Below are 25,357 nucleotides of genomic sequence, written 5' to 3' on the forward strand. Positions count from 1 at the left end.
TTCTCTTTCCTTCTGCTAGTGCAACTCATTAAGCAACTCTTCTTCAACCACCGCATCCCCTCCTATTACAATGAGATTTCGGAAGTCCTGCAAATAATCTTTTGTGGAGCCGACAAATCGATTGCTTCTGACCAGTATTACCGGTGACTGGATTATTGAAGCGGATACGGCATCCACCATAGTTACGCCGTTGGCAATAACCGGATTTTCACTCTCCTCCCAAAAATACTTTGCCACGGATGCGCTTGTTTCAAATCGATTCAGCCCCCAAATTCTTGTTACACCTCCTTTGACTAGTTGATTCAGTTCTTTTTCCGTGCTTTCTGATATGACAGTGTCTCCTCCGATAATATAAAGCTCCTCTATTGCAGATTTTTCAATTACAGCCTTGGTAGCTTCGGGAATCCGGTTTTTCTGGGCTAATAGAATCGGAATCCCTGTATTACTGGCCACCGTACTGATGCTTAAAGCATCCGCCAAAGCATCTTCACCCACAATAAAAGCTTTATTATGTCTCTTTGAATGCATTAAGGCGATGACTTTTGCAACTCGATCGGAAGAGTGCTCGTTGATCCTTTTTATGGCGTATTTCTCCTGCAAAACCTTTTCAATATTCATAGAAACCTCTGTATAGTCACCCAATATCAATACTTCTTGAGGATTCATTTCATTTATTGCATTCAGAGTATCTTCTGGCATTACATCAGGCCTCGTAAGTAGGATTGGCACATCTAAGACACCGGTTATGGAAGATGCAATTAATGCGTTTGTTATTTGGGGTTCTCCGTTTATGGTATCTCCTCTTGCTAAAATCACCCTATCCACACCCTCCCCAAAATACTCCTTCGCTATCAATCCTGCGGTATGGTAACGATTATATCCACCAAAACGCACTATTTTATCGATTTTCTTTCCATCCTCAAGCTCTGGATCTTTTTTTTCTTCCACTTTTAATTCGCCAAACGTCTTTTCCATATTAATGAGTCCGTACCCATAGAAACTGTTAAAACCTGGAGTTCCTAAATCCATACTTGTGGATATCAAAAGCGTTTTTACTTCATCAGGTGTCATTCCAGGATCCTTTGCTTTTATCAGTGCGGCAACTCCTGAAACAAAAGGTGCGGAAAAAGAGGTTCCCTCATAATAACCATAAGTACCCCCTAAGGTTGTGCTGTAAATGCTTTCTCCCGGAGCCATCACTGTAATGCCGGAATTATAATTGGAAAAACGGGATCGTAATCTGTTCTCATTGATGGAGCCTACAGAGATCACGTTGGAGTAGGATGCAGGATAAAAAAACTGACCGTCTCCTGAATTCCCTGCAGATGCCACCACAACAATGCCGCTATCAATCGCTCTTTGTATTGCCCCGTTTTCAATAGAAGAATACCCCTTGCTACCCATACTGATATTGATAACATCTACCTCTTGTTCAATGGCATAGTTCATAGCTTTTACAAAGTCCGAAAGCCTGCTTTGCCCGGTTTCAGAACTTGTTCTCAGAGGTAAAATATTTATGTCATATGCCCCACTTACCCCTGCAATCCCCATGTAATTATCGGTCTCCGCCGCAATAATCCCCGCTACTGCTGTTCCATGACCGATATGATCCCTAAAGTCATTGTTATCAGAGTAAAAATTATACCCATTGAACAAAACTCGGTTTTTCAAGTCCGGATGCCACCGATCAACCCCTGAATCAATCACCGCTACTACCGCGCTCTTATTCATGGTAGAAAGCTTTTGCCATCCTTCAATTGCTTTAACCTTATCTAGACCCCACTGTTTATGAAAGAAAGAATCATTAGGTGTAGTTGATCGTTGGGTTTCCTTAATAATCTGTTGATTAAGGACTTTATCTTCTTCGATATATAAAACCGACTCCATTTTCTCCAGTTCTTTTACCAGGGCGACTTTCTGTTGCTGGTTATCATAGTTTATTAAAACCGTATTAGATCCTAATTCCTGTACACTGCTATGTTCCAGACTGGGGGGAAATTCTTTTATCTTTGTAAGATCCTTGCTTGCTTCAAACTGGACCAGTATGGAAGCTTTTTCTTCCAGTTCCTTTTCCACACCAAGACTTAACGATGTAACAGCAAAGAATATACTAAACAAAAAAAATAGAGCGACGATATGAATCAGTCTAGGGATCACTTTCATAACATTCACATCCTTTATAGGGTTTTAGCATGGACAACAGTAACGTCATTAAATAATTTATGATATTTGTTTAACTTTTATACTATATATATTCTACAAGACTAAAGGAAAGTCCTTTAAAATCTATAACATTTATAGTATTATTTTCCAACAAAATTCGACATTATTCATACAATGGTTTCCTATCCCGAGGACAACTATCACTATTTTATACTTTCATGAGAACCTCCATCGATTCGTAATAGTTCACAACCTTCTTTTTTATAAAATACTCCCTTTCCCTTCACAGGTTTCAACTGTTTTTCACCCTGTTTTCCTTCTCACCTTGAAAACCCGCCCTAAGTACTATACTTTGAAATAAACCTAGAAATCGGCGGTGATCCTATTGCCCTATGGCCCTTTACCGATCCCTCCCTGGAAAAAGCCGATACGCCGTCTTCCGCCGTCTCATTTAATCTATTTGAAGAGTCTTTATGGACAGTTAATGTTTCTTTTATGGATACACAAAAGGACTTGCCCGAGTATTTTCAGTATCAATCCGTGGATCGGGAAGGTTTACAAAAATGCCTTGCATCCCGGGATTCCCTTTTGAAAAAAGAACCCTATTTTTCCACGATTATTAAGACATCGAAAAAAAACGGCCTCAATCCCCTATTGTTATTTGCCATCGCCGGCCATGAGCAAGCCTTTGTTCCTAGAAGTCACCCCGAGGCTAAGGTTATTGCCAATAATCCTTTCAATGTTTTTCAAAGCTGGCAGATTTATAACACCGATATTCAGAATGCCACGGAGGTTGCCTGTCGAACAATCATAACCCTTTCCAAGGACCGCCCCGTCTTTATGAATCCTTTTATCTGGCTTAACGGAAGGTACGCCGAAGATCCTAACTGGTGGCGAGGGGTTGAAGCCCTATTCAATCGTCTTATGGAAACCCAAAATGAACTAATACCGCCAGTTTAATCCAATGCAAAAGCATAGCCCGGGGGATTATTTCCCCGGGCTTTTTCTATTCCCATTTATATGAAGTTAGCAAGGGTTTTCCTGATCACTAATCCCAGGAATCCAGGTCTTTAAATCGATACCCCCGGGTAAAGATGTCTCCATTCTTATCCGGGTTAGTGATGTGGTAAAAACCGCCCCCTTGTCCCTCTTTTACATCCATCTCTTTTAACACATCCCACTGATTCCCTCGTCCCACCCATACCGTGGGATTATGATTATGGTAGGTATACTTTAGCATCGGCACATAAATCAGTCCGTTTTCTCCAAGGGCCATGTCATAGATCGGCCCTCCATAAAACCCTTCATCCCTTGCCCTTAAAACTTCTTCAAAGGTTTCATCTTCTCTGTTATACCGGGTAATGATTCCTCGGTAGGTATCCTCGCCCCAATAAATACTATCCTCAGTAAAGATCGCCGCCGTGGACTGGGCTTCCCGTATCCATTCCCAGGTTGCGCCCTGGTCTTTGGATCGGTACATCCCTTCATAGTCATCACCGTAAGTAACCCACACATCGTCGGTATAAGGATCCACCGCAACCAGATGAATATGAATGCCGTCTTTTTCCGGGGCTTCAAAAGCAATCTCCCAACTCTTACCTCGGTCCTCGGTTTTCCACACCCGTTTTCCATTTTCCGGATCCCGATTTCCGTATTCACCCACATAAATATTACCTAAGGAATCGGAATCGATGGACCACCACAGAGCGCTGCCCGTGCTTATCTCGTTAATCAGCCGGAAAGATTCTCCCTCATCCTCTGAGAGATATACTTTACTGGGTTGACTGGGATCCCAGTGGTTCTTATCCGTCGCCACAATGTAGTTGCCGTTTCTCATCACATGTATTCCTCTAATACGATCTTCAAAGGAGTAAATCTCCGTAGTCTTATTTCCCCGCTCCTTTATCTGAACCAAATGATTTCCCTTTTGTACCCCCAGTACATTTCCCTCCTGGTCGTTGGTCACATACCCCACTTTTTCCTCTGTTCTTTCATAATTGGGCTTAGCATACACCGCTTCAATTACTCCGGAGGATATGGCACCCGTTCCCCCGGCGATCATTAATCCGGGAGTGCGATTGATGTGACCTCGCACCCTTTCGCTAACGTGATTCTGCCTTGCAAATATGATCGGCCGCTGAAAAGCTGCGGCCCCCACCGCATCCACCAAGGTGTCACCATTTACCAGTATCGGTGGCGCTTCCCCCCAAAAATCATTGGCTATTTCAACGCTGGTATCTGCTCGGTTTTTTCCGGCAATCCGCCGAAGGGTTAACCCGTTTATTTCTTGAAGCTCCTCTTTCACCTTACTATGTATCACCTGTTCTCCGCCAATCAGGATCACCTCTTCAATTCCAAGCTCTATAATAGCCTCCTTCGTTGACTTTCTAAGCTGGTCATGCTCCGTTAACAATATGGGATACCCTTTTTTATAAGCTACGGATCCCACCGCTAAAGCATCGGCTCCCCGCTCACCACTGACCAAAAAGGCCTTTTCAGATCCGGTATCCCCCTCCCTAGCAATGGCCAGCGCTGTCTCATAGCGATTTTTTCCCGCTATTCTTTCCATTTCGATATCAATATTTTCCAAAGACTCTTTTGTTATCGCCGCTTCCCCTCCGATTACATAAATCTTCGAGGGCTCCAGCGCGTCCAGTCCCTTTTTCGTTGCCTCGGGAAGACGATCCTTTTCCGTCAACAAAATCGGTGCCTCCAAGCTTCCTGACAATAAGCTGGCTCCTAAGGCATCGGTTATTTGAGGCTCATCCTCTATGGAGTCTCCACGGGCAAGGATTACCACATCTATACCCTTTTCATGGTTCTCCTGAGCGATGTTCGCCGCGGTTTCGTAGCGGTTTTCTCCAGTAATACGCTGGGGGCTCTCTTCTTGAGCATATGTATTATTCATAAGTACGAATACTATGATGATAATGCCGCTTATCCCTTTAATACAATTTTTCATGAGAAATACCTCCTAATAGTTAGTGATTTATGTGCTATATTTCAACGGCCTCCTTTCAAAAGTCTTATCATTCATGGATCACGAATAAGGCTATCGTACTATTTTTTATCATCTCCGTCAATCATAAAAAAGGGTTTGGATCCCAAAGATCCAAACCCTTTTTTTACCTTAAATTTTAATCCACCCGTCGGGGTCGTAAATCAAACCATACCTCGGAACCTTCCCCTCGGTCCATGGCCAACACGGGATGGTCGTTCTCTCTTACTATAAAAGGAACCCAGCCCTCATGGTATCCTCCCGGATATATTTCCGTATCCAGTCTTGGGTCTAATCCCGCCACGGATAGCCAGTCGTTATATAGTACGCCATCGGAAGAAACCACGTCGAAGTTGGTGAAGTTGATCTCCAAAGGACCTCCGTCCTCAGTGCTTTCCACGTACACACCAAACTTCACTAGAACATATTCTTTCCCGGAAGGGGGCGCTTCATTATACATGTTTGCCCTCTGAACAATCTCCCAGGCCTCCGGTCCCGATACCAGATCCAGCATTTGCATTTCTATCCTGTTCTCTCCGTGCCACCAGTCGTAGCGGTCCAGTGTCCAAACAACTCCTGGGGGACTGGGATCCTGTCTATCACCGATGGTCTCAGGAAGATTCCAGTTTCCCTTATCCCAAATCCCTTCATAGGTAAGAAACCCGTTCATGGAAGCCGTCCCCTGCCCATGTTCTTTACCATCTTCCCAATATCCTTGATATAAATACCCGGATGCCAAGGACAACTCCCCATAACCATGGAAGGTATCATAGTAGTATTCGCCATCATAGCAGTCTCCATTTGGCCACGTATATAAGCCTTCGCCGTGGCGTACCCCTTCCTTCCATTGACCTACATAGCTTCTGCCTTCCTCATCACCAATCCACTCTCCATAACCGTGGGGAATTCCTTCCCGTAAATCACCGGTGTAGGTTCCCATGAAAACATCATCCCGGCCACCGTCCCAGCGGATGGTGCCGTATTCATCCTCTTGCCACACGAAGTCGGGTACCGCATTCTCGCCCCCTAATATCACCATATTCAGTCCGTGATGATCAATATAGCTCCGAACACTTTCGGGCATGGCTCGGTTACTGACCAAGAGTAAACTTGAACGGTTTTTCGCCGCTAATACCCCGCCGGTTACCGCATCGGCAAAATTCAATCCTGTTGCTATATACACCTGTTCTCCCGTTGCCTGAAAGTGCTCCGCAACGGCGAGGGCTGTTTCATAACGGTTCACACCGGCTACCCGATTTCCATCCAGTTCCCTGAGAATATCATCGGAAATTACGGTCTCCCCTCCGATAATGGCCATCTCTTCAACGGATAATTCTTCAAGGGCCACTTCTACTTCGGGATGAATCTCCCGACCATTGGTTAGAAAAATCGGTTGTTCCAGTCTTGCGGCATGACTGGCTACTGCCAGGGCATCGGGAAAGTTCTGTCCGTAAACCATCACCGCTGAATCGAACCCTTCCACACCTAAGAACTGTTGTAATTCATAAGCGATTTTCGTTGCCGTGGTATAACGATTACTTCCACTGATCCGCTCGGTCATAAACCCTTCACTCTTTAGTAGTTCTTGTACCTCCGTGGATACAGCTCCTTCGCCCCCAAGGATGATTACCTTGCTTGCCTGTAAACGTTCCATCTCCTTTAGAGTATCAGGGTTCAAGCGATTGGTTTGGGTAAGTAGAATTGGTGCATCGTAGGCATAGGCTAGAGGCACCCCCGCTAAGGCATCGGCGTATCCGTCCCCCCGGGCAAGCACCACCACCTCCGAGGTCGTCCATCCCTCTTCACTGATTGCCACTGCGGTTTGATAGCGATTGTCTCCCGCAAGGCGAACCACCTCCTCCTGTTCCGCAAAGCCTTGAATCGTCCCTGAAAACACCAAGAGGACCACCAGTACCAACCATACCACTTTTTTCATATTCCCAGCTCCTTTTATGGAATTTTTTGATTCTTCTTAATTATACTATAAATACCAGGTACTGGTGTTATTTTTTTCACTTAGCTCCAGTTTTTTTTACAAAAAAAAGAGCGGAGGTTTTGCCTCGATGCTCTATGGCTCAAAAACCTCCGTCCCCTTTGTGTCATTTACTATATATGCTTTTAATTTTTGAATAAAGATCCTTTCATTTCACAGGAATTTTGTTACAATTAGAAGTGGTTAAGTATTAAAGTTTTTGTTCCACTTTTTCTACTTTCATAACCCAGTTGACCTGCGCACAAAAATCTTGCTTTTATTTTAAGATGTATTCAAGCTGGTAAATTAATCTATCATCTATTATAATATGTAAAAGGAGGGAGTTGTTAGCTTGAGTAAATCAAAGAAATTTCAGAAGAAGAAACACAAGAATAAAACCTATAAGGGGATCTTGGGCATTTTACCCCTTGCTGCGATCCTTGGGATCTTACCTCTTATTGTCTATATGAGAGTTATTCCTGTAGAGCCTGAACTACAAAGCTACTGGACAGATGTAAACAATGTTGATTTTTTCCATTATTACAAATCACAGTTTTTGGTTGCCATGGCAAGTATTACTTTGATAATCCTGGGATTTACCGGAACTTTTCAGTGGAAGGTATACAAAAAGTATTACATACTTACAGGACTACTTGCAGTGACTGCTATTTTATCTACTATTTTCACCAGTACACCTGCCATTGCCACTTCCGGCTTTTATGATCGCTATGAAGGGATTTATGCAACCCTTTCTTATTTAGTGATCTTTTTGGGGGCTATGCACCTGGTTAATACAGAAAAACAAGTGAAATTTTTGATTGGAACCCTTGTTGCTTCTGCTACTGTGATGAGCTTTGTCGGACTTAGTCAATTTCTGAACCGAGACATATTTGCCACTGACTTTTTCAGACGATTAATCCTTCCCCGGGAATACCACCACATTGCCGATGAAGTGTCCATCAATTTTGGTGCAAGAAGAATCTATGGAACCCTATACAACCCAAACTATGTGGGTAGTTATGTAGCCCTTATGTTTCCTTTAGGCGTAGTGGGGATTTATTACTTCAAAAAACTTTGGCAAAAATCCCTGGCTGCTGTCTTTATAGTCCTACAGCTTCTTTTACTCCTTGGCTCTCAGTCTCGAGCAGGTTTTGTGGGTGTGGCCTTTTCCTTTCTAGTGCTACTTCTGTTTTACAGAAAGACGCTAATCGCTCAGTGGAAACAATCCCTTGCAGCTTTCCTTATATTACTGATGGGATTTGTGGGAGTAAACACCGTTACAGAAGGGCTGACCTTCGACCGGATATTTGACTTTTCCATTGGGGAAAGTCGTGCTTATCGAAACTGGGGTTTTGAAGGCATCGATGCGGAGGATAATGAGTTAACCCTAACCATGAGTGGTGAAAGCATGACGATAGAGTATATTGAAGGGGAGCCCATGGCTTTTTATAATGAAAGCGGCGAAGAACTTTCTTATAGTTTAAACAATGAAACGCAGGAAGTAGAGTTTGATAATGAAGACTTAGATTCCTTTGACCTTGCATTGAAACAATACGCTGAAGGGTTAGTTGTAGAACAGAGTATAGGAAGTGGTCGTGATCTTCATTTCTTAGCCCTTAGTAGTGGTTTTTACCTCCTGGGACCCCACGGAGAAACCCCTGCCTATGAAGATGTCCCTTCCATTGGATTTGAAAACAGTGGACAGTTTGCTTCCGGAAGAGGACATATTTGGTCTAGAACTTTTCCACTGTTAACGGAAACCTTACTAATTGGTCATGGTCCCGACACCTTTCCACTGAACTTTCCACAAGAGGATTACATTGGGAAACTAAAGTATCATGCGCGGACCACAATTGTTGTTGACAAAGTCCATAATATGTACTTACAGTCAGCGGTGGAAACCGGTGTACTATCGGCCCTAGCAATGATCATCTTATTCGGTATCTATCTGTGGGAATCTACAGCCCTGTACCTTCACCGTAAAAAGGAATCCTTCATCGAAGCTACGGGATTGATCCTCTTCATTGCTACCATCGGTTATCTTTTAGCCGGAATTTTCAACGACAGTGCGGTATCTGTTGCCCCTATTTTCTGGATTCTTTTAGGGATGGGTGTTGCAGTAAATAAAACCTTAGAAAAGGAAGACACTCTTTAAATCCAATACCGTAATAAAAAAGCGTAACGCGACCAACTCAGTTTGTCGCGTTACGCTTTTTTCATAACTAGGCTATTCTTTTCTTTTTGAAGCTTTATTTTCCTGCTTTCCTGTGCTCTCCCAATAGTGCTTAAAAAATGCTATAAAAACGCCAAGCATTAAACCCAGCACCCCTCCAATCGCTAAGTTTAGGGTGTTGTTAGGTCCAACTTTGCTCTCTTCAAGTTGCGGTGGATTTACCACGGTTACAAGATTCCGCATAGAATTAGATACGCTGTCTCTAAAATGATCGGTATTCAGCGTTTCTTGGTACTTAGTCAGTGCTTCGACCTCCTCTTCCAGTTCATCTAAGCTCTGTTGCACATTATGAAGCTGTACCTCCGTTGCAGAAGCTTCCATCTTCTTTTCTGTCAGCTCTTCTTGCAACCTTAAGTATGGAGGGTTGAGTTCCTGGGTTATTATTTTATCCCCTTCAAGCTCTGAAATATCCAAATCTTGAAGAGAAGATACCATTAAAGAGTACTCTGCTTCACTAATTAATGCATTTTCCAGATTTAGAGCGATGGAAGTCCCTTCTATTAACCCTTCCAAATTCTCTTTGTCTTCCACCAAAGTTTCCAACTCTTTTTCCAGGTTCATACTTTTTGTATTATATTCATTATAAAAATGTTCAATCGCCATTCTTCTTAACATCATCTCGACTTGGGTTAAGTAATTTGCTAAGTGAATACGGTTTAGTTCATAGGCTTCCCCAGGAGAGCTACCGGAGAATGTAAGGTTAAAAGACCCCGTATCCTGAATATTGCTGGTACTCATTCTTCCATCCAAACTTGACCGGGTCAACTCCCCATCATAGTCGCGAAGGGTTTTCTCCATTGTATAGGGATGGTTTAGCACCAGTTTGTATTCATCCATGGTATCCATGGGTATCCTATAACTTCCGTAGGGAGTACTGACCTCCTCTTGTAGGTTCACGGTGATTGTGGATGTGCTTTCATAGGAATCTGATAATACTACTAAAGTATAGAACGCCGCTGCTATAACTACCACCAGAGTTGTGGCAATCACTATGTACTTTTCTCTTACCAGGGTCTCTATCAGTTCCCGTAAACTGATCTCTTCTTCCTGGTATTTGTTATTCTGCTGTTCTTGCTCCATAAAATCCTCCTTCATTATATTTTAAACTTGATCCGTATAAATGGTCAGCATATTTATCATAAAGGAATTTTCCTTTTTTTGCAAGGCTTTGGAAGTAAATATCGATAAAAAGATATATATTCATAGAAATACTGAAGGCTTTGTTAACCGGATGTTATTATAGTTATTGTGCTTTATTGTTGGCTAACAAAAAAAAGAGGGTCTATAATATATGGTGTTGGTGGATAAAAAACCAATACCATATTTTTTTACAAAAAAATGATGAGACAATGATAAAATCCTGATAAAATATAATCGCCAAACCATATCTTAAAGGAGTGATATCATGTCTCATCAATACGATTTTATAACAGATTTATTAGATTTAAAAGACCCTAATATTAAGTTTTTCGATGACTTTTACAGTGAAGAAGTTATCGATGGGGTTCAAAACAAGATTTTCCAAGGGACTCTTACTTACCAGCCCCATGCTTGTTATCAGTGTGGAACCTTATTCGATGAACAGATCACTAAACATGGGTTTAAGGTCTCTACGATCAAACTGGTACATATATCCGGATTACCTAGTTATCTCCGGCTGAAAAAACAGCGGTATTCTTGTAAGCACTGCGAATCAACTTTTACCCTTACGACCCGTGTTGTCGATAAGCATTGCCATATTTCGAGAAATATCAAGTTATCCATTGCACTTAAAGCGAAAGACAAAGTATCTGAAAAGGACATTGCCAAAGAACATAATGTCTCGCACTCTACGGTAAATCGCTTGGTTAATAGTTTTTATAAACACCATAAGCCAAGTTATCATCATCTACCGAAACATTTGTGTTTCGATGAATTCAAGTCGGTTAAATCCGCTGCAGGAGCCATGTCTTTTATCTTTTGTGATGGAGATAACGGAAAAATTGTAGATATTTTAGAAGATCGACGTTTGCCGGCGCTAATCAATTACTTCCTAAAGTATAAAAAGTCGGCTCGAAACAACGTTGAAACCATTGTTATCGATATGTATAGCCCGTATATTTCGCTCATTAAAAAGCTTTTTCCCAGGGCAAAAATTGTTATCGATAAGTTCCATATCGTACAGCTTTTTAATCGATCCTTCAACCAAACTCGAGTTCAAGTTATGAATGCCTCAAAAAAAGATTACAACAAGTTCAAGAAATACTGGAAGTTGCTGTTAATGGATCCCGCTAAATTAACTGATCAGACCTTCCGATACTGTCGCTCTTTTAAGAAACCTATGCGCCCCATGGACATTGTCGACGCTTTACTAGATCTTAGCCCTGAACTTAAAGCCTCCTACGAACTTTACCACGGGGTCCGCATCGCGATGAAAAATCAAGATTTTCATCAGCTACAATTGATATGCCAGAAGTATAAATCAACGGTTTCCAGCTATATGAAAACGTCTATTAAAACGCTTGAAAAGTACGCTGATTATGTGCAAAACACTTTGGAATACTCTTATACCAATGGAATCCTTGAAGGGCTCAACAACAAGATCAAGGTCATTAAACGAATCGCTTTTGGTTATCGATGTTTTTTCCATCTTAAGAATCGCATCATGATTACACAAAACTTAGCCAATTTAAAAACAGCATAAGGAGACTATTTAACTCCCTATGCTGCAGTATTATATTTATTCTGTTTTATCATCCATCATCATAAAAATAGTTTACCAACACTACTTGACAAAGAACCAAAAAAGATCCCCAAACAAGGTCTCCCTTGTTCGGGGTCTTTTTCTAGCTTATTCTTTTTAAGATTGTTTAATAAGAATCTTTAAGAATGATTAGTCTTGATCTTCGATGGTTACTTCAATTACAAAGTCAACAGCGATTTCTGTTTCATCATCCATTGTAATCTTGTCAATATAAAGTGTAGCTTGTCCTTCTACTTCTGCATTAAAACCACTGTCAATAGGATCCTCATCATTTACTACAGAAGTATTCGTAGATACTACGGTGAAGGATTTAATATCATCAGTTTTATCATCGTCACCCTTGGTAATTTCTACAGCGTCTTTAAGTTCACCAAATAATGCTGTACCTGTAGTTGTTGTAATTGTAGCATCAAGTTGCTCTACTTCATACTCAGGTCGAGAGTCGGTTACTTCGAAGCTTTCGGTAAAGGTTAATCCTCCATCTAGCTCTGCAGCAACTGTGTATTCACCAGCTGCTTCTAATTCAATAGCTGCATCAGTAGTTGTAGAAATGTTTAATGCCTGTCCTGTAGTAGTTGTGTTTTGTTCATTATTTTCAACTAAATCACCATCTTCATCTAAAACGGTCCATTCAACATCTTCTTCTGCATCACCAGTTCTTAAGCCGTCAGCATCTACTGGATATAATTCTGCTGTGAATTTATTAGTGTAATCATCTCCAGTTTCTAAATCTAAATCAGTTACACCTCGAAGTTCATAATCTTCTTGTGCACCGTGTTGAATTACATTTACAGTAAGTTCTGCTTCTACATCATCTTGCTCAACAGTTATTACTGCAGTTCCTGCATCTCCTTGTACTTTGAAATCAATAGCTCCTTTAGTTGTATTTACAACTAGGTCTGTAATGACATCTTCGTCTTCGTCATCAGTTTCAACTTCTAAATCGTCAAGATCTGTACTATATTCTTCTCCATATTGATCAAGCAGTTTGACCGGTACAGAAGTTCCATCAGTATCTAACACTGAAAGATCTAATTCAGAAATAGCTTCGTCATCAGAGTCTAAGAACACAATCTCCGTTAACTCAGCAGCTTCTAATACTTCCATGCTGTATACAGTTGAAACATCTCCAGCTTCAACCATTACATCTACTTCACCTTCGCTTCGAGGAGTTAATCGTCCTGATTCCTCATCAACGATTAACACACTTGGATCAGCAGAAGAGAACTCTAAAGCACTTGTAGTAGTGAATGTGTCATTACCATATTGGTCAATTAACTGTGGTACTAGGTAGTATCCGGTTTGTCCCATAGTAATATCTTGCTTTAGTTCTTCTTCATCAATTAGGTCTTCCCAATCGATATCTTCGTTACCGTCATCAGTGTAAGGAGCATCTAGAATTGTAAATGTACCGAACTCGTCGATATCTGTTTCTGAGAATACTACTCTTACTCTTTCACTTTCGAACTCGTTCTCATCTTCGTCTTCGTAAGAAAGTGTGAAGAATACTACTTTACCGTCATCTTGTGCTGGAATAGTTACTTCACCATCTTCAGCGTCAACACCTGTAATATTCGCTTCCACATCAACATCTACAATTGTTGCAACGTCAACATAGGTAGAAGTTAACACTTCATAGTCTACTTTGAATTCTTGATCTGCTGCTGCAGTAAAGTCAGTTCCGTCAACTTCGATTGCAACTACATCACCTTGAAGATACTCAAAGGTATACTCTGCAGTTTCATCATCTAAGTTCACAACGATTGAATATTCTTCTTCATCTTCTAATGCATTAAAGAAGGATACTTCAGCTACGTTGTCTTCCGCGTCTACTCCGCTTGCAAATACTCGCGTACCTGCTTCGTTTCTTACAACTACGTCCGCTCTTTCTAAGTCTTCAACGTCTTTGTTGAATTCCATTTCAAGAGTTCTGGGTGTAAGTGCAGTTACATCTAATACTGCTAAGTCTTGAATGATGTTTGCCATAGCAGCTTCAACAATTGACTCTGGAATAGCTACCGGTCCACCAATAGCTTGGAAACCAGTTTTGGTTTGTAGTAAAGCTAAAGCATCTTCATTTTGATCTGATAACCAGTCTCTATCTTGACGTAAGTCTAAATAAACAACCGGCTCGCCTAAAGTAGAAGCGGCTACTGCGTCTACATAGCTCCATCCGTTAACTAGCGATACTGAATCAAAATCGTCAAAAGCTGCAAATTCAGCAACTTCGATGGAAGTTTCCACTCGATTTTCTCCAGCTAGTCGATTAGCAACAGAAACATCTTCCATTTCATCCAACTCGGTTTCAAGATCTGCAGATACTACATCTTCTCCACCAATGATGATTAGGTTTTCAATTCCTAATTCTTCGATCGCGTCTTTCGTTTCTTGTGGAATTCTGTTTTGTCCATTGTTTACCATAAGGATTGGATGTCCTTGAAGGGCTAAGGGTCCAGCAACTAAAGAGTCAACTTCTGCAAATCCATCTACGATGATTGCTGTGTTGTCTTTTGCTTCTCCCATATCCATTGCAACTTCTGCTGCAGTAGATTCTCGTCGTTCCCCTTCAACTCGTCGGTCTACGTTGTAGTTTTCTTCAAGTTCAGCTTCAACGTTTCCGCTTACTGCTGCTTCTCCACCAACGATGATTATGTTTTCAGGGTCTAAGCTTTTAAGTGCGTCGTTTGTTCCATTAGGGATTCGATCTTCTTGTACCAGTAAGATCTGAGCGTCCTCCGCTCCTGCTAATCCACTTGCAGTAAGTCCATCTACTACATTTGGAGCGTCGGCAGGTCCGTCCCCTTGTACGATAATCACCGTTTCTGGGTCTGGATCGTTTTGCTTAGCGATTTCATACGCGGTTAAGTACCGAGTGTCGCCGGCGATTCGGTATTCATCTGCATCGTGAGCGTCTGCAAATACTGGTGCAGCAAATCCACCCATTACCGCAGCGAATACCATCATGATTGATAATAGTAGTGCTAGTTTTCTTTTCACTGTGTAATTCCTCCTCCTGATATTTTTTTTGCCCGTCAATTTGCCATCTCTTTTCCGTCCTACCCTAAAAACCTTTAAAACTGCAATATGTATTGAGTTTTAAAGTGGACCATAAAACTCATGCGCAAACCGACGTAGCTTATTTCATGATCTTCAGAAATCATGACTTATACATATACTATAGAATTTTTCGCCTTCTGTCAATAGGATAATCCCTAATTTTTCGTGAAATTAAGGGGATTTCATTAAAATTAAGAATATTTAACAAATCCTTAAGGGTTCCATTTTTTGTCGATTTTTATTCGACATTTTTTTCTTATTTTATTAAGGTCCCCGTCCCCGGAAAAAAATATGTTTTCCCATGATTTCTTCCCCCCTTTACTGTTTTAAATTTTTTTATCCTGTTTCACTTAATATTTCTTACAGTAGTATATATTCGCCGTAGTTTTTCAGAATTCCTGCTTTTTTTCTTTATTTTCTCTAATTTAAGTCCCCGGTCACAAAAAACGAAAAAAGAAAAGCCCGGGCATCCTTCTATTTACCCAGGGCTTTTCCTTTTAAAAGGGAATTATTTAAAAAACCAATGATTTTTTTTAACGTTCCAACTTACTTTTACTTATATACCGGGATGTTAAACCGTAGGGGGATGTTGTTTCGAAGGGCGATGTCAAAGACCAGATCCAAGGTGCTGGTCTGCTTGACGGCCCAACCGATGTCCGTTGCGTACTGGGGACTGCCCGTGGTGATGTTGGCAGGATTCCAACGCATTTTATACAGGGTGTCCTGTTTTCTTGTGGGGTTGTTGATATAGTTTCTGGAAATCCAGTCGGCGCCTCCGATGATGGAGTCCTCGGGGGTAAACCACCCCTCCCGAAAGGCCCGCTCGGCTCCGGAACGAAGGGCGGAACTGTCAAAGGCTCCAATTCCAAACATATTGTATACTTTTATTCGCTCCGATGAGGGAACGGAATCGGGATTGGATAGATAGTTTCCTTCGGTGTCCACATACAGGCCGGTGGCCAGTCGGGAGGTTCCGTTTCCGGTTTCCAAGAAAGCATGGGATAGTAAATACACCTCATTGACGTTATACTTTTCTCCCGCTTCCAGGAAGGCCCGCTCCATACCTTCTAGGACTCCTTTTCCTTTAAGCTCGTCCCGCAGGGTGCTTTCAGTGACCCCAGAGCTTCCGGAAAGAATATAGAACTGATACATGCTTCTTGGTACCTGCTGTACCATTTCCACATGATCCCCGGAAATCCATCCTTCGGTACCGTTGGTGCTGATTTTGTACCAACCGTTGGACTGCTCGATAATATGGAAGGTCTCTCCCCGGCTGACACTGGTTAAGTGCTCGTAGGAGGTGCCCGGTCCTTTTCGTACTCTTAAGGAGCTAACATCCACCCGTACGCCGATGGAGGATATGGCCTGGTAGTTATCCTTAAGGGCTACAAAGTCCCCGGATACCCAACCGGTTTCTCCGTCCTTTTCGATTTTATACCAGCCGTTGGACCGGTCCAATACGTCAAACACTTCATTTCGACTGAGAGAGGTGATTACGCCGTTACTGGTGCCCGGGCCGCTTCGCATATTTAAAGAGGCCGTGGTAACCTTTATAATCTCTCCTTGGTTGTTGTTACTCAATAAGCTTTCATTATAGTACCGGGTGGGGTCCAGATGTCTTGCCACATCCGATTCCTTCGCCCGTTGCCATCCTCCGCCGTATAAATCGGTTTGTGGATTTTTCGCCATTTGATTCGCCAGGGCTTCCTCAAAGGTTTTATTGTAGTTGGTAAACATTACGAACATGTTGTCCTCGATAATAATTTCCTTTTCCGCCAACTGACTGTAAAAGGTGACCTGGTTTACCATATAGGCAAGGGGCGGAATATCCGCTGCTCGGTTGATAATGGTTTCATACCGGGCAATGGCGGTGGAGAAATTTTTCCGGTTATGCTGTCGCTCGCTCCAGCCCAGAAGATTTTCCGCAGCGTCTACCATATTGGATACATACTCTTCATGCCACTGATAGATGAAAAAGTCCTCGGTATAGCCGGTAAACATGGAGGTGGCCCCACCGTTTTCTTCGATTGTGGCCATGCGGTCTCTTACCCGTTCAATCCCTTGACCCCTTTCCGCCCGTTCCTTCGATGCCTTGGCCGCATTGATGATCTTTTCATCGATGATCTCCTCGGCGTCGATTAAACGGTTGTATCGGTTAATGGCGGTGGAGAAGTTTTCGTTGTTGTGTTGATTTTGAGACCAGTTAATCAAGCTTCTGGCGCTCTCTTCCAGTCCCTCCTGGAATCGGCTGTCGGCGGGATATGCATTATAGCTGTCCACAAAGGCCTGGAACCTAGAGGATACATTGGTTTGTCCGTCAGCATACTGGAACTGTCTATCCGCCGTGGGGAAGCTGTTGTTTTCGGCAAAGGGTAGCAGGTCCTCAGCCTCCTGTACCGTATCTCGTAGCACCTCGATGTCTCCGGCCTCATCAATGATCCGGCCATAGCTTGTGGCGGCCACATCAAAATTGCCCCGGTCATGGTTTCGCTGGGTCCATCCAAAAAGGTTGTCGGTGGCCTTCTTGGTTCCCTTTACGTACTCTGCATTCCACTGATAGATCTCAAAGCTTCCTACAAAATTTCGAAACAGGGTGGTGGCGGAGCCGGTGTCTTCATTGGCCTGTATTTTTCTTGCCACCCGTTCTATAGCTACCCCGCTTTGTGCTTTCTCTCTACTGGCTTTAACCGCATCCACCAAGGATTCGGGCAACCGGTCCTGTTCTTCCAGTAATAGATCATAACGCTGTATCGCCGTGGAGAAGTTTTCATTGTTGTGTTGATTTTGGGCCCAGTTTAAAAGCATCTCGGCACTTTCCAGGTACCCCTTTTCCATTCGCTCTTCCCCGGGAAAGGCGTCCAACCCTTCACTAAAGGCCGTAAACCGGGAGGTAACCGAGGTTTGTTCATCGGCGTATTCAAACTGTTCATCGGAGGTGGAAAAACTCTGGTCCTCGGCAAGGGCCAAAAGTTCCTGTGCCTTCTTTACAGAGTCCTCGAGTAAAGAAATGCCTTCTCCCCGGTTAATAATGGTTTCGTAGCGCTCGGCCGCGACACTGAAATTACCCCGGTTGTGGTTTCGCTCACTCCACCCCATCAGGTTTTGGGTTACGGAAAGGGTGCGGTCTCGATAGTCTTCATTCCATTGATACAGTTCATACTTGTCCAGATAGTTGGTAAATAAAGTGGTGGCGGAGCCGGTATCATCGTTCTTTGTAATTTGATCCGCTACCCGCTCAATAACCGTACCCGCTTCTGCTTTTTTAAGGCTTTCCTCTACGGACTGTACAATTTCGGTGCGGTGGACCTCTTTATTTTCCAGTATTAATTGGTAGCGCCTTATGGCAGTGTTCAGGTTCCCGTTGTTGTGTTGGTTTTGAGACCAACGGAGAAGATTTTCCGTGCTTTCTTTTAGCCCCTGCTGGAATCGTTCATCCTCGGGATAGTTCAGATGACCGGTTAAGTATGCATTGTACAGGGAAGTAGCATTTACCTGCTCTTGTGCGAAGGCATAAAGTTCATCGGCGGATTTGTCTTCCGCTTCCTTATGGATACTCTCCACCTGTACCGCCAGGGCTTCACTGTCCTTCTCTTCCTCTTCTTCCTTCTCCTCTACATCCTTTTCCTCCTGATCTTCCTTTTCTTCCTTCTGCTCTTTTTCCTCTTGTTCCTTTTCTTCCTTGCTTTCCGACGCTTCATATGTAGCGGATTCCTCTGTGGTCATCTTCGGTGAGGCTTCATCCTCTTTAGGCTTTAACTCGTCGGCAAAGCTGTAGGACGTTAGAAGGGCCACAAAGCAGGTGGTGCAAATCGCCGCCTTGATAGCATCTCCCTTTCGGACATAATCCGATTTTCTGTAGTTTTTCATGGATATTATTCCTCCTAGTCTCGGTTTCTTTGGCTTATCCTCTTTGTCTTCTCCGGGCTGTCAGTTTTTTATACCCTCATTATACACATCTACCAGGGCTTCGGCAATTTTTTTCGGTGAAAAAATTTCCTTCATTTCCTGAGAAAGGGTGCTTGGATCATACTGATCAATGCGTTGAACCATCCGGATCATAGCCTGTTTCAGATCCTCCCGGTCTCCCCCCGGGACCAAAATACCATTTTTTTCTGTTATAAAGCCCTGGGGACCCCCTTTTGCCAGGGAAATCACCGGCAGTCCTGCGGCCATTGCCTCTATAAAGGCCACGCCAAAGGTCTCCAGTTTCGAGGCCAGGACAAAGGCCTGGGACTGCTGCATTTTCTCTGCTATGGTCTCCCGGGGCTGCTGGCCCATTAAAAACACTTGGGTTTCAAGGTTTTTTTCCGTTATCAGGGTTTGCAGGGCCTCCCGTTCCGGGCCGCCGCCGTAAATATACAGTTTTACTCCCTTAGGGGCTAATGGATGCTCCTCGCCGCCCTTCTCCCTAGAAAAGGCTTCAAAGAAAGCTTCGATCAACAGATGATGCTCCTTATGTTTTTGAAGGCTACCCACGGAAATGAAGTGAAACTCAGAGGGAGGGGTCTTTTTCTTATGGGGATCGTACTGAAAACGACCGGTATCTACAATATTGGGAATCACCCGGGGCCTGATTCCGAAATGTCTGTTTAGATTTTCTGCCAGGTACTGACTGACTGCGAGAAATTGATCCACCTCCCGGTAGGTTTCCTCCCCTAGTTTTTGAAGCCTAGGATCCAGCACCTCCTGATTCAGACCGGAGTAATGTTCGGTATAGACCAGGGGAAAATCTCGGTTTTTCAGAACCTTGGTTGCGGCGTGACCCACATTGATAAACTGGGCATGGACCACATCGGGTTTTCCCCGCTCCGTTACCATTTTTTTATAGAGTTTCTCAAGGGCGGTGATTCGAACTTTTTGTGTCAGGTTCTTCCCGATATTTCCCACGGGAAGATTTAAGGCGATTACCGTGACTCCCCGGTGTTGTTTTTGTTCAAATCCCCAGGACCTTTTTTTCCGAAGGGACCGAAGATCCAGGGCCCCGTAGGTCACCCGGTGGCCCAGGTCCGCTAAGGCCTTGGCCTGATCAAACTCAAAAATGCCGTTCATGGGGTAGGCCTCGGTGGGATAGCCCCGGGCAAGGATGAAAATATTTAAGGGTTTCTTTGTCACAGCGGCGTCCTCCTAGGATTCATAGATTTCCATCATTTTCTGAGCAATGGTCTGCCAGTTAAAGTCTTTTGCCTGCTCTTTGCCGTTTCTCCTCAGGCGGTGATAATTATCCAGGATCTTTTCAACTCCCGCTTCAATGGTTTTCGGGTCCTCGGGATCTACGGAGTACCCCACTTCACCTTCGTGGTAAAATCCGTCAAAGCCCCGATCTTTGCTGTAAAGGATAGGCAGACCCTGGCTTAGGGCCTCCACATAGACCAGCCCAAAGGTCTCCCGGTGGGAGGCCATTATGAAAAGATCGCTTGTGGCCATGATTCTTCGAATTTTTTCCGGGTCGGTAACGTAGCCGTAAAAGGTAACCCGGTCTTCCAGGTTTAAGCTTTTGACCTGTTTTTTCAAGTCCTCTTCCAGGGGACCGGAACCGATGATTTTAAGATTCATGTTCTCTCCCCGCAGTGTGAAGGCGGCTAAGGCTTTTAGAATGCTGCCCACGTTTTTGTTTTCATTCAAGACGCCGATGAAAAGCCAGGTGGGATGGTGAAGCTCTTTTTCCCCGTTCTCCTCCTCTAAGGATGCTTCCGGGGGGCCTTCCTCTAACCAGTGGCCTTCAATGCCGTTGGGAATCACCAGGGCTTTTTCCTTAAGACCTTCGGCAACCTTTGGAGGAAGCATGGACAAAAGGTAGTTTTGATAGGCATGGGAGATGAACACCACGGCCTTGGCCTCTTGTAAGATCTTATACATAAAGGGGCGTAAATGAAGGGCCTTTTTATAAAACCGGTTGATATCCGTTCCCCGGACACTGACCACATAGGGAATGTCATGCTTCTTGTGGATCCGGTAGGCCGTACCCCCGTCGCTGAAGATGGTATGGGCATGGATCAAATCCACGGACTCCTTCTTTAACACCTGTTCCTCCAACACCCTTTGTTGCTTTCGGATCTTTTGGAAATAGAAATAACGATGATGTTTTTTGATCATGTGGGGAAAGTAATAATTGACCGAAGGGTAACGGTTTTGATCCAGGGCGTTTACCCCATGGAGCTCCTTTTTCCGAACCGGAACAAACACTTCCTGTTTCAGCCCCTTTTTCGCCAGTTCCTTTACCATATTTTTATATAGCCGGTTGCCGATATAGTAAGAACAAATATGTAACAGTTTCATCCGTCTCATCCTTTTTTTTCAAACAGGGAAGCGACGCATCGCTTCCCTGTGGTTTGTGTTTATTGTTTGATTTTTCGGTATGCTGCCGATTATTCGGTTGTTCACTTTTTCCTTGCTGTTTTCTACAAACTCCAGTAATGATAGTTTTCCTGCTCCATTACATCGGGATCCATGATCCCCTTCACGTCGATCATTACCTTCACAGGATCCCCATACATATTTCCGATGGTTTTTAGGTCATAGTGTTGTTTAAACTCATCATGGGCTACGGCGAAAACCACAGCACTGAGGCCTTTCATCTCTTCCTTGGAACAAAGGGTGATGCCGTATTCCCGCTCCACCTCTTCTCTGTCGGCTACCGGGTCGTGGACAAGAACCTCCAGGTCATATTCCTCCAACTCTTTGATAATATCAATCACCTTGGTGTTTCGAACATCGCCGCAGTTCTCCTTGAAGGTGATGCCAAGAATTCCCACCTTTGAGCCCTGGATGATTTTTCCCGACTTGATCAGCTTTTTAATGGTGTTCTCTGCTACATACTTCCCCATACCGTCATTGATTTTACGGCCGGCTAAAATAATCTGGGAATGATATCCCAGCTGCTCTGCCTTGTAGGTAAAGTAGTAGGGGTCCACGCCGATGCAGTGTCCGCCCACCAGGCCGGGGGTAAACTTAAGGAAGTTCCACTTGGTGCCGGCGGCTTCCAATACCTGTTGGGTGTTGATGTTCATTTTATTAAAGACCATGGCCAGCTCATTCATAAAGGCGATGTTAATATCCCGCTGAGAATTTTCAATGACTTTCGAAGCTTCCGCCACCTTAATGGTCTGGGCGCGGTGTACCCCGGCTTCAATGATGGCCTCGTACACTTTCGCAATCAAATCCAAGGAAGCCTCGTCGGAGCCGGAAACCACTTTAACAATTTTCGTTAGGGTATTGACCTTATCCCCGGGATTGATTCGCTCGGGGGAGTATCCCACTGTAAAGTCCTTTCCAAAGGTGAGTCCCGAAATCTTTTCCAAAATCGGAATGCAAATTTCTTCCGTGGTGCCGGGATAAACCGTGGATTCATAAACCACCACGGAACCTTTGGTAAGATTTCTTCCCACGGTTTCACTGGCTTTAATCACCGGAGTCAGATCCGGGGTTTTATCCGCATTAATCGGTGTGGGTACCGCCACCACATGGAAGCGGCATTCCTTAATATCCTCTTCTTTGTCGGTAAGTACCGCCGTGGAAGCCTGAAGAGCTTCATCGCCCACTTCGTCGGTAACGTCAATCCCCTTATGGTACTGGGCAAGCTTTTCCTTATTGGTATCGTACCCTACCACATCAAACTTTTTCGCAAATTCCACGACTAGCGGCAGACCCACATAGCCCAGTCCGATGACCGAAATTTTTTCTTTCCTGTTTACAATATCCTGATACATGTTCATTGACTGATCCCCCTATTCATTTGGTATTCAATTTATGCCAGGTTTTTTCCTGTTTTGAAGTTGTTTTTACGCTTTATATACCTTGTTGACGATTGCTATCAGCTTTTCCTTGGCTATTTTATCCGAGTATTTTTCTTCGGCCAATTTCCTTGCGTTTCTCCCCATTTTTTGTAGCCTTTCCCGATCCTTTTTTAAGGATGTCACTTCCTCGGCCAGGGCCTCAGGGGTTGTGGCCGCCTTCCCACATTCATGCTGCTCCAGAGCCCTTTTTTGCCATCCACCGTAATTAATCAGCACGGGCAGACCGGCGGCGAGGAAATCGAAAAACTTGTTGGCGCTGTTGTCCTCCAGGATTTTATATTGATTGTCCACACACATCAGACCCAAATCCGCACTGAGGATATTTTTCACCACTTCCGCCTTGGGTTTGGCATCTTCGATGATCACATTGGACAGGCCTTCTTCTTTTACCCGTTGTTGCAGGTGTTCTTTTTGTTTTCCGTCACCGATTAAGAGATAATGAATCCCCGGGTCCATAGCCAGGGTCAGCTTTGCGGCATCCAGTATAAAGTCCAGCCCGTTTACATGGCCCATGGTGCCGGGGTGAATACAGGTAAAGGGTTTTTCCTTTCCCTGGGCATTGTTTTCAGCCAGAGTATTGTTTTCCTTTTCTTCATCGTATAAATATAGATTGGCCATATTCTCAATGGTGGTCAGTTTCTCTTCGGGCACCCCTTTTTTCAGAAGGTTATCATGCATTCCATCGGAAAGCACAATGATATGAGCAGCGTTTTTATAGATCCACTTTTCAAAGACCTGTAGCAGTTTGATTACCACCCTGTTGTTTATGTAGCCCAGGGCAATGGGCACATCCGGCCATACATCCCGTACTTCAAAGATCAGTTTCCTTTTTCTAAGCTTCCCTAATAGCACGGCGGGAAGGCCTATGGTTAAAGGGGTGGAGGTGGCAAAAATCACTTTAGCCTCCTTGTCCTTCCATCCTTTGAAAAAAGCTTTGCGGTTGTAATCCAGAAAAGATAATATTCTTCGGGATTTGGACATTTTATTGTTGTAGGCGGTCCCCGTGGAGGAGACCTTTATCTTCTCATGGTCTAAGGGCTCCGAGGGAATCCCCGTAATCACATGAACCTTGACTCCCCGGTCGCCCAAAAATTTGGCGAACTCATAGGACCTTGTCCCTCCCGAGCTTTGATTGGTCTTAAAATACTGATGCAGGTATAACATTTTCATCATTAGGGCCTCGCCTTTCTTAAATACTCCAGCACCCGGTCCACTTGCTCTTCGGTGAGGTTGGAACTGCAGGGAATATTAATCAGATGTTTTTCATAAAAGGGCGCCTGTTTTACATCATAGGCTTGATTATTTTGGTAGGGCTTTTGTTTGTGGATCAGGCTCCATAGGGGCCGGGTTTGAATGCTTTCATCATTTAAGTATTTCAGCAGCTGATCCCGATTGATGCCGTAAGCCTGCTCATCCACGATAATCGAGTAAAACCAGTGATTGGCCCGGGTATCCTCTCGAAAGGGCAGGAGACGGAGGCCGGGGATTTTTTCGATGCCTTTTTTATATCGCTGATAATTCTTTTGCTTTGTTTCAATAAAGCTCTCCAGTCGATCCATCTGGTCGGATCCGAAGGCGGCTTGGATATTGGTCATTCGGTAGTTATAGCCTACCTCATCGTGGATAAAGTACAGGGAATCGTTCTTTGCCTGAACCCCTAAATACTGAATTTTTTCCAAATGCTCCTTTTTTTTGGCAACCACCATGCCACCGCCGCCGGTGGTGATGATTTTATTGGCATTAAAGGAGAACACTCCGATATCACCGATGGTTCCGCAGTGCCGGTTTTGATATTTCCCTTGGGTATAATAGGACCCCAGGGCCTCCGTGGCATCCTCGATGATTTTTAAGTTATATTTTTCACTAAGTTCCATCAACTTCTCCATATTTCCCGGGTTTCCGAATACATGGACCACAATTAAGGCCCGAATCATCCGATCCGTTTTTTTATTTCGAAGCACGCCGTCTGTAAAGCTGCATTCCTTCTCCAAAAATACTTCCAGTTTATCCATGTCCATGTTTAGGTTCGGATCACAGTCCATAAACACCGGCTCTGCCCCCAGGTATTTTACCGGATTTACCGCAGCCACAAAGGTTAGGGTGGGCACAATCACTTCCTCACCACTTTGCACCCCCAGTACTTTCAATGCCAGGTGCAATCCCGCGGTTCCGCTTTGCAGGGCCACAGCCTGAGGGGTTTTTAGATACTCGGCGATTTTTTCCTGAAATTCCTCAATAAATCGACCCCCGGTGGACACCCATCCGGTTTCAATGGTCTCCTTTACATTTTCCAGAATGTCCAGGGACAAGTTCGGTACAGACAGGGGAATCATCTTATTGTTCATAGTGCTCCTCCTTTTTTGGTTGAAACAAATTGCCGTTTTATTGTCAGTTCCTT

14 protein-coding genes are annotated in these 25,357 nt (G+C 43.9%); 3 read left to right on the forward strand and 11 right to left on the reverse strand.

Annotated elements, in window-relative coordinates; all coding sequences use genetic code 11:
- Positions 1–15 precede the first annotated feature (15 nt).
- Complete coding sequence (locus ISALK_RS10285; RefSeq protein WP_160721962.1) at positions 16–2,163, reverse strand: S8 family serine peptidase; 2,148 nt, start codon at positions 2,161–2,163, stop codon at positions 16–18.
- Positions 2,164–2,658: 495 nt separating this feature from the next.
- Between ISALK_RS10285 and ISALK_RS10290 the strand changes: the two genes are divergently transcribed.
- Positions 2,659–3,123: a glucosaminidase domain-containing protein gene (locus tag ISALK_RS10290; protein ID WP_160721964.1), complete on the forward strand. Its 465-nt coding sequence runs from the start codon at positions 2,659–2,661 to the stop codon at positions 3,121–3,123.
- 88 nt (positions 3,124–3,211) lie between these two features.
- Here the strand turns inward: ISALK_RS10290 and ISALK_RS10295 are convergent, their stop codons facing one another.
- Positions 3,212–5,125, reverse strand: coding sequence for a cell wall-binding repeat-containing protein (locus tag ISALK_RS10295; protein WP_160721966.1), 1,914 nt, complete (start codon positions 5,123–5,125; stop codon positions 3,212–3,214).
- Positions 5,126–5,300: 175 nt separating this feature from the next.
- Entirely contained in the window at positions 5,301–7,097 is a 1,797-nt protein-coding gene (locus ISALK_RS10300; RefSeq protein WP_160721968.1) for a cell wall-binding repeat-containing protein, read from the reverse strand.
- 388 nt (positions 7,098–7,485) lie between these two features.
- On the opposite strand from ISALK_RS10300, the gene ISALK_RS10305 reads away from it, so the two are divergent.
- Positions 7,486–9,288, forward strand: coding sequence for an O-antigen ligase family protein (locus ISALK_RS10305; RefSeq protein WP_160721970.1), 1,803 nt, complete (start codon positions 7,486–7,488; stop codon positions 9,286–9,288).
- A 72-nt stretch (positions 9,289–9,360) separates the two neighbouring features.
- Here the strand turns inward: ISALK_RS10305 and ISALK_RS10310 are convergent, their stop codons facing one another.
- A complete protein-coding gene (locus tag ISALK_RS10310; protein ID WP_160721972.1) occupies positions 9,361–10,446 on the reverse strand; it encodes a Wzz/FepE/Etk N-terminal domain-containing protein in 1,086 nt (361 codons plus the stop codon).
- A 325-nt stretch (positions 10,447–10,771) separates the two neighbouring features.
- On the opposite strand from ISALK_RS10310, the gene ISALK_RS10315 reads away from it, so the two are divergent.
- The gene (locus tag ISALK_RS10315) at positions 10,772–12,049 is read left to right on the forward strand and encodes an ISL3 family transposase (protein WP_160721974.1); all 1,278 of its coding nucleotides are present in this window, start codon (positions 10,772–10,774) and stop codon (positions 12,047–12,049) included.
- 189 nt (positions 12,050–12,238) lie between these two features.
- On the opposite strand, the gene ISALK_RS10320 is transcribed toward ISALK_RS10315, so the two are convergent.
- The 7 genes from ISALK_RS10320 to ISALK_RS10350 all read right to left on the reverse strand — a co-directional run bounded on the left by ISALK_RS10320 (position 12,239) and on the right by ISALK_RS10350 (position 25,304).
- Positions 12,239–15,106, reverse strand: a complete 2,868-nt coding sequence (locus ISALK_RS10320) for a cell wall-binding repeat-containing protein (RefSeq protein WP_160721976.1) — start codon at positions 15,104–15,106, stop codon at positions 12,239–12,241.
- A gap of 612 nt (positions 15,107–15,718) precedes the next feature.
- Entirely contained in the window at positions 15,719–19,033 is a 3,315-nt protein-coding gene (locus ISALK_RS10325; RefSeq protein ID WP_160721978.1) for an N-acetylglucosaminidase, read from the reverse strand.
- A 60-nt stretch (positions 19,034–19,093) separates the two neighbouring features.
- A complete protein-coding gene (locus ISALK_RS10330; protein ID WP_160721980.1) occupies positions 19,094–20,278 on the reverse strand; it encodes a glycosyltransferase in 1,185 nt (394 codons plus the stop codon).
- Between the two features lie 12 nt (positions 20,279–20,290).
- Positions 20,291–21,442, reverse strand: a complete 1,152-nt coding sequence (locus tag ISALK_RS10335; protein WP_160721982.1) for a glycosyltransferase — start codon at positions 21,440–21,442, stop codon at positions 20,291–20,293.
- 122 nt (positions 21,443–21,564) lie between these two features.
- Positions 21,565–22,878 (reverse strand): nucleotide sugar dehydrogenase, encoded by a 1,314-nt coding sequence (locus ISALK_RS10340; RefSeq protein ID WP_160721984.1) that lies wholly within the window; start codon positions 22,876–22,878, stop codon positions 21,565–21,567.
- Positions 22,879–22,944: 66 nt separating this feature from the next.
- Complete coding sequence (locus ISALK_RS10345) at positions 22,945–24,132, reverse strand: glycosyltransferase family 4 protein (protein ID WP_160721986.1); 1,188 nt, start codon at positions 24,130–24,132, stop codon at positions 22,945–22,947.
- Positions 24,132–25,304, reverse strand: coding sequence for a LegC family aminotransferase (locus ISALK_RS10350; protein WP_160721988.1), 1,173 nt, complete (start codon positions 25,302–25,304; stop codon positions 24,132–24,134). Before ISALK_RS10350 ends, ISALK_RS10345 begins: the two co-directional genes overlap by 1 nt.
- Between the last annotated feature and the right edge of the window lie 53 nt (positions 25,305–25,357).

It is taken from the genome of Isachenkonia alkalipeptolytica, assembly GCF_009910325.1.
Classification (GTDB): domain Bacteria; phylum Bacillota; class Clostridia; order Peptostreptococcales; family T1SED10-28; genus Isachenkonia; species Isachenkonia alkalipeptolytica.

What these genes read in the sequence shown, in the direction of transcription:
- ISALK_RS10285 (WP_160721962.1), bottom strand. Translation starts at nt 2,163, where the DNA reads ATGAAAGTGATCCCTAGACTGATTCATATCGTCGCTCTATTTTTTTTG.
- ISALK_RS10290 (WP_160721964.1), top strand. Translation starts at nt 2,659, where the DNA reads ATGGATACACAAAAGGACTTGCCCGAGTATTTTCAGTATCAATCCGTG.
- ISALK_RS10295 (WP_160721966.1), bottom strand. Translation starts at nt 5,125, where the DNA reads ATGAAAAATTGTATTAAAGGGATAAGCGGCATTATCATCATAGTATTC.
- ISALK_RS10300 (WP_160721968.1), bottom strand. Translation starts at nt 7,097, where the DNA reads ATGAAAAAAGTGGTATGGTTGGTACTGGTGGTCCTCTTGGTGTTTTCA.
- ISALK_RS10310 (WP_160721972.1), bottom strand. Translation starts at nt 10,446, where the DNA reads ATGGAGCAAGAACAGCAGAATAACAAATACCAGGAAGAAGAGATCAGT.
- ISALK_RS10315 (WP_160721974.1), top strand. Translation starts at nt 10,772, where the DNA reads ATGTCTCATCAATACGATTTTATAACAGATTTATTAGATTTAAAAGAC.
- ISALK_RS10325 (WP_160721978.1), bottom strand. Translation starts at nt 19,033, where the DNA reads ATGAAAAACTACAGAAAATCGGATTATGTCCGAAAGGGAGATGCTATC.
- ISALK_RS10335 (WP_160721982.1), bottom strand. Translation starts at nt 21,442, where the DNA reads ATGAAACTGTTACATATTTGTTCTTACTATATCGGCAACCGGCTATAT.
- ISALK_RS10340 (WP_160721984.1), bottom strand. Translation starts at nt 22,878, where the DNA reads ATGAACATGTATCAGGATATTGTAAACAGGAAAGAAAAAATTTCGGTC.
- ISALK_RS10345 (WP_160721986.1), bottom strand. Translation starts at nt 24,132, where the DNA reads ATGATGAAAATGTTATACCTGCATCAGTATTTTAAGACCAATCAAAGC.
- ISALK_RS10350 (WP_160721988.1), bottom strand. Translation starts at nt 25,304, where the DNA reads ATGAACAATAAGATGATTCCCCTGTCTGTACCGAACTTGTCCCTGGAC.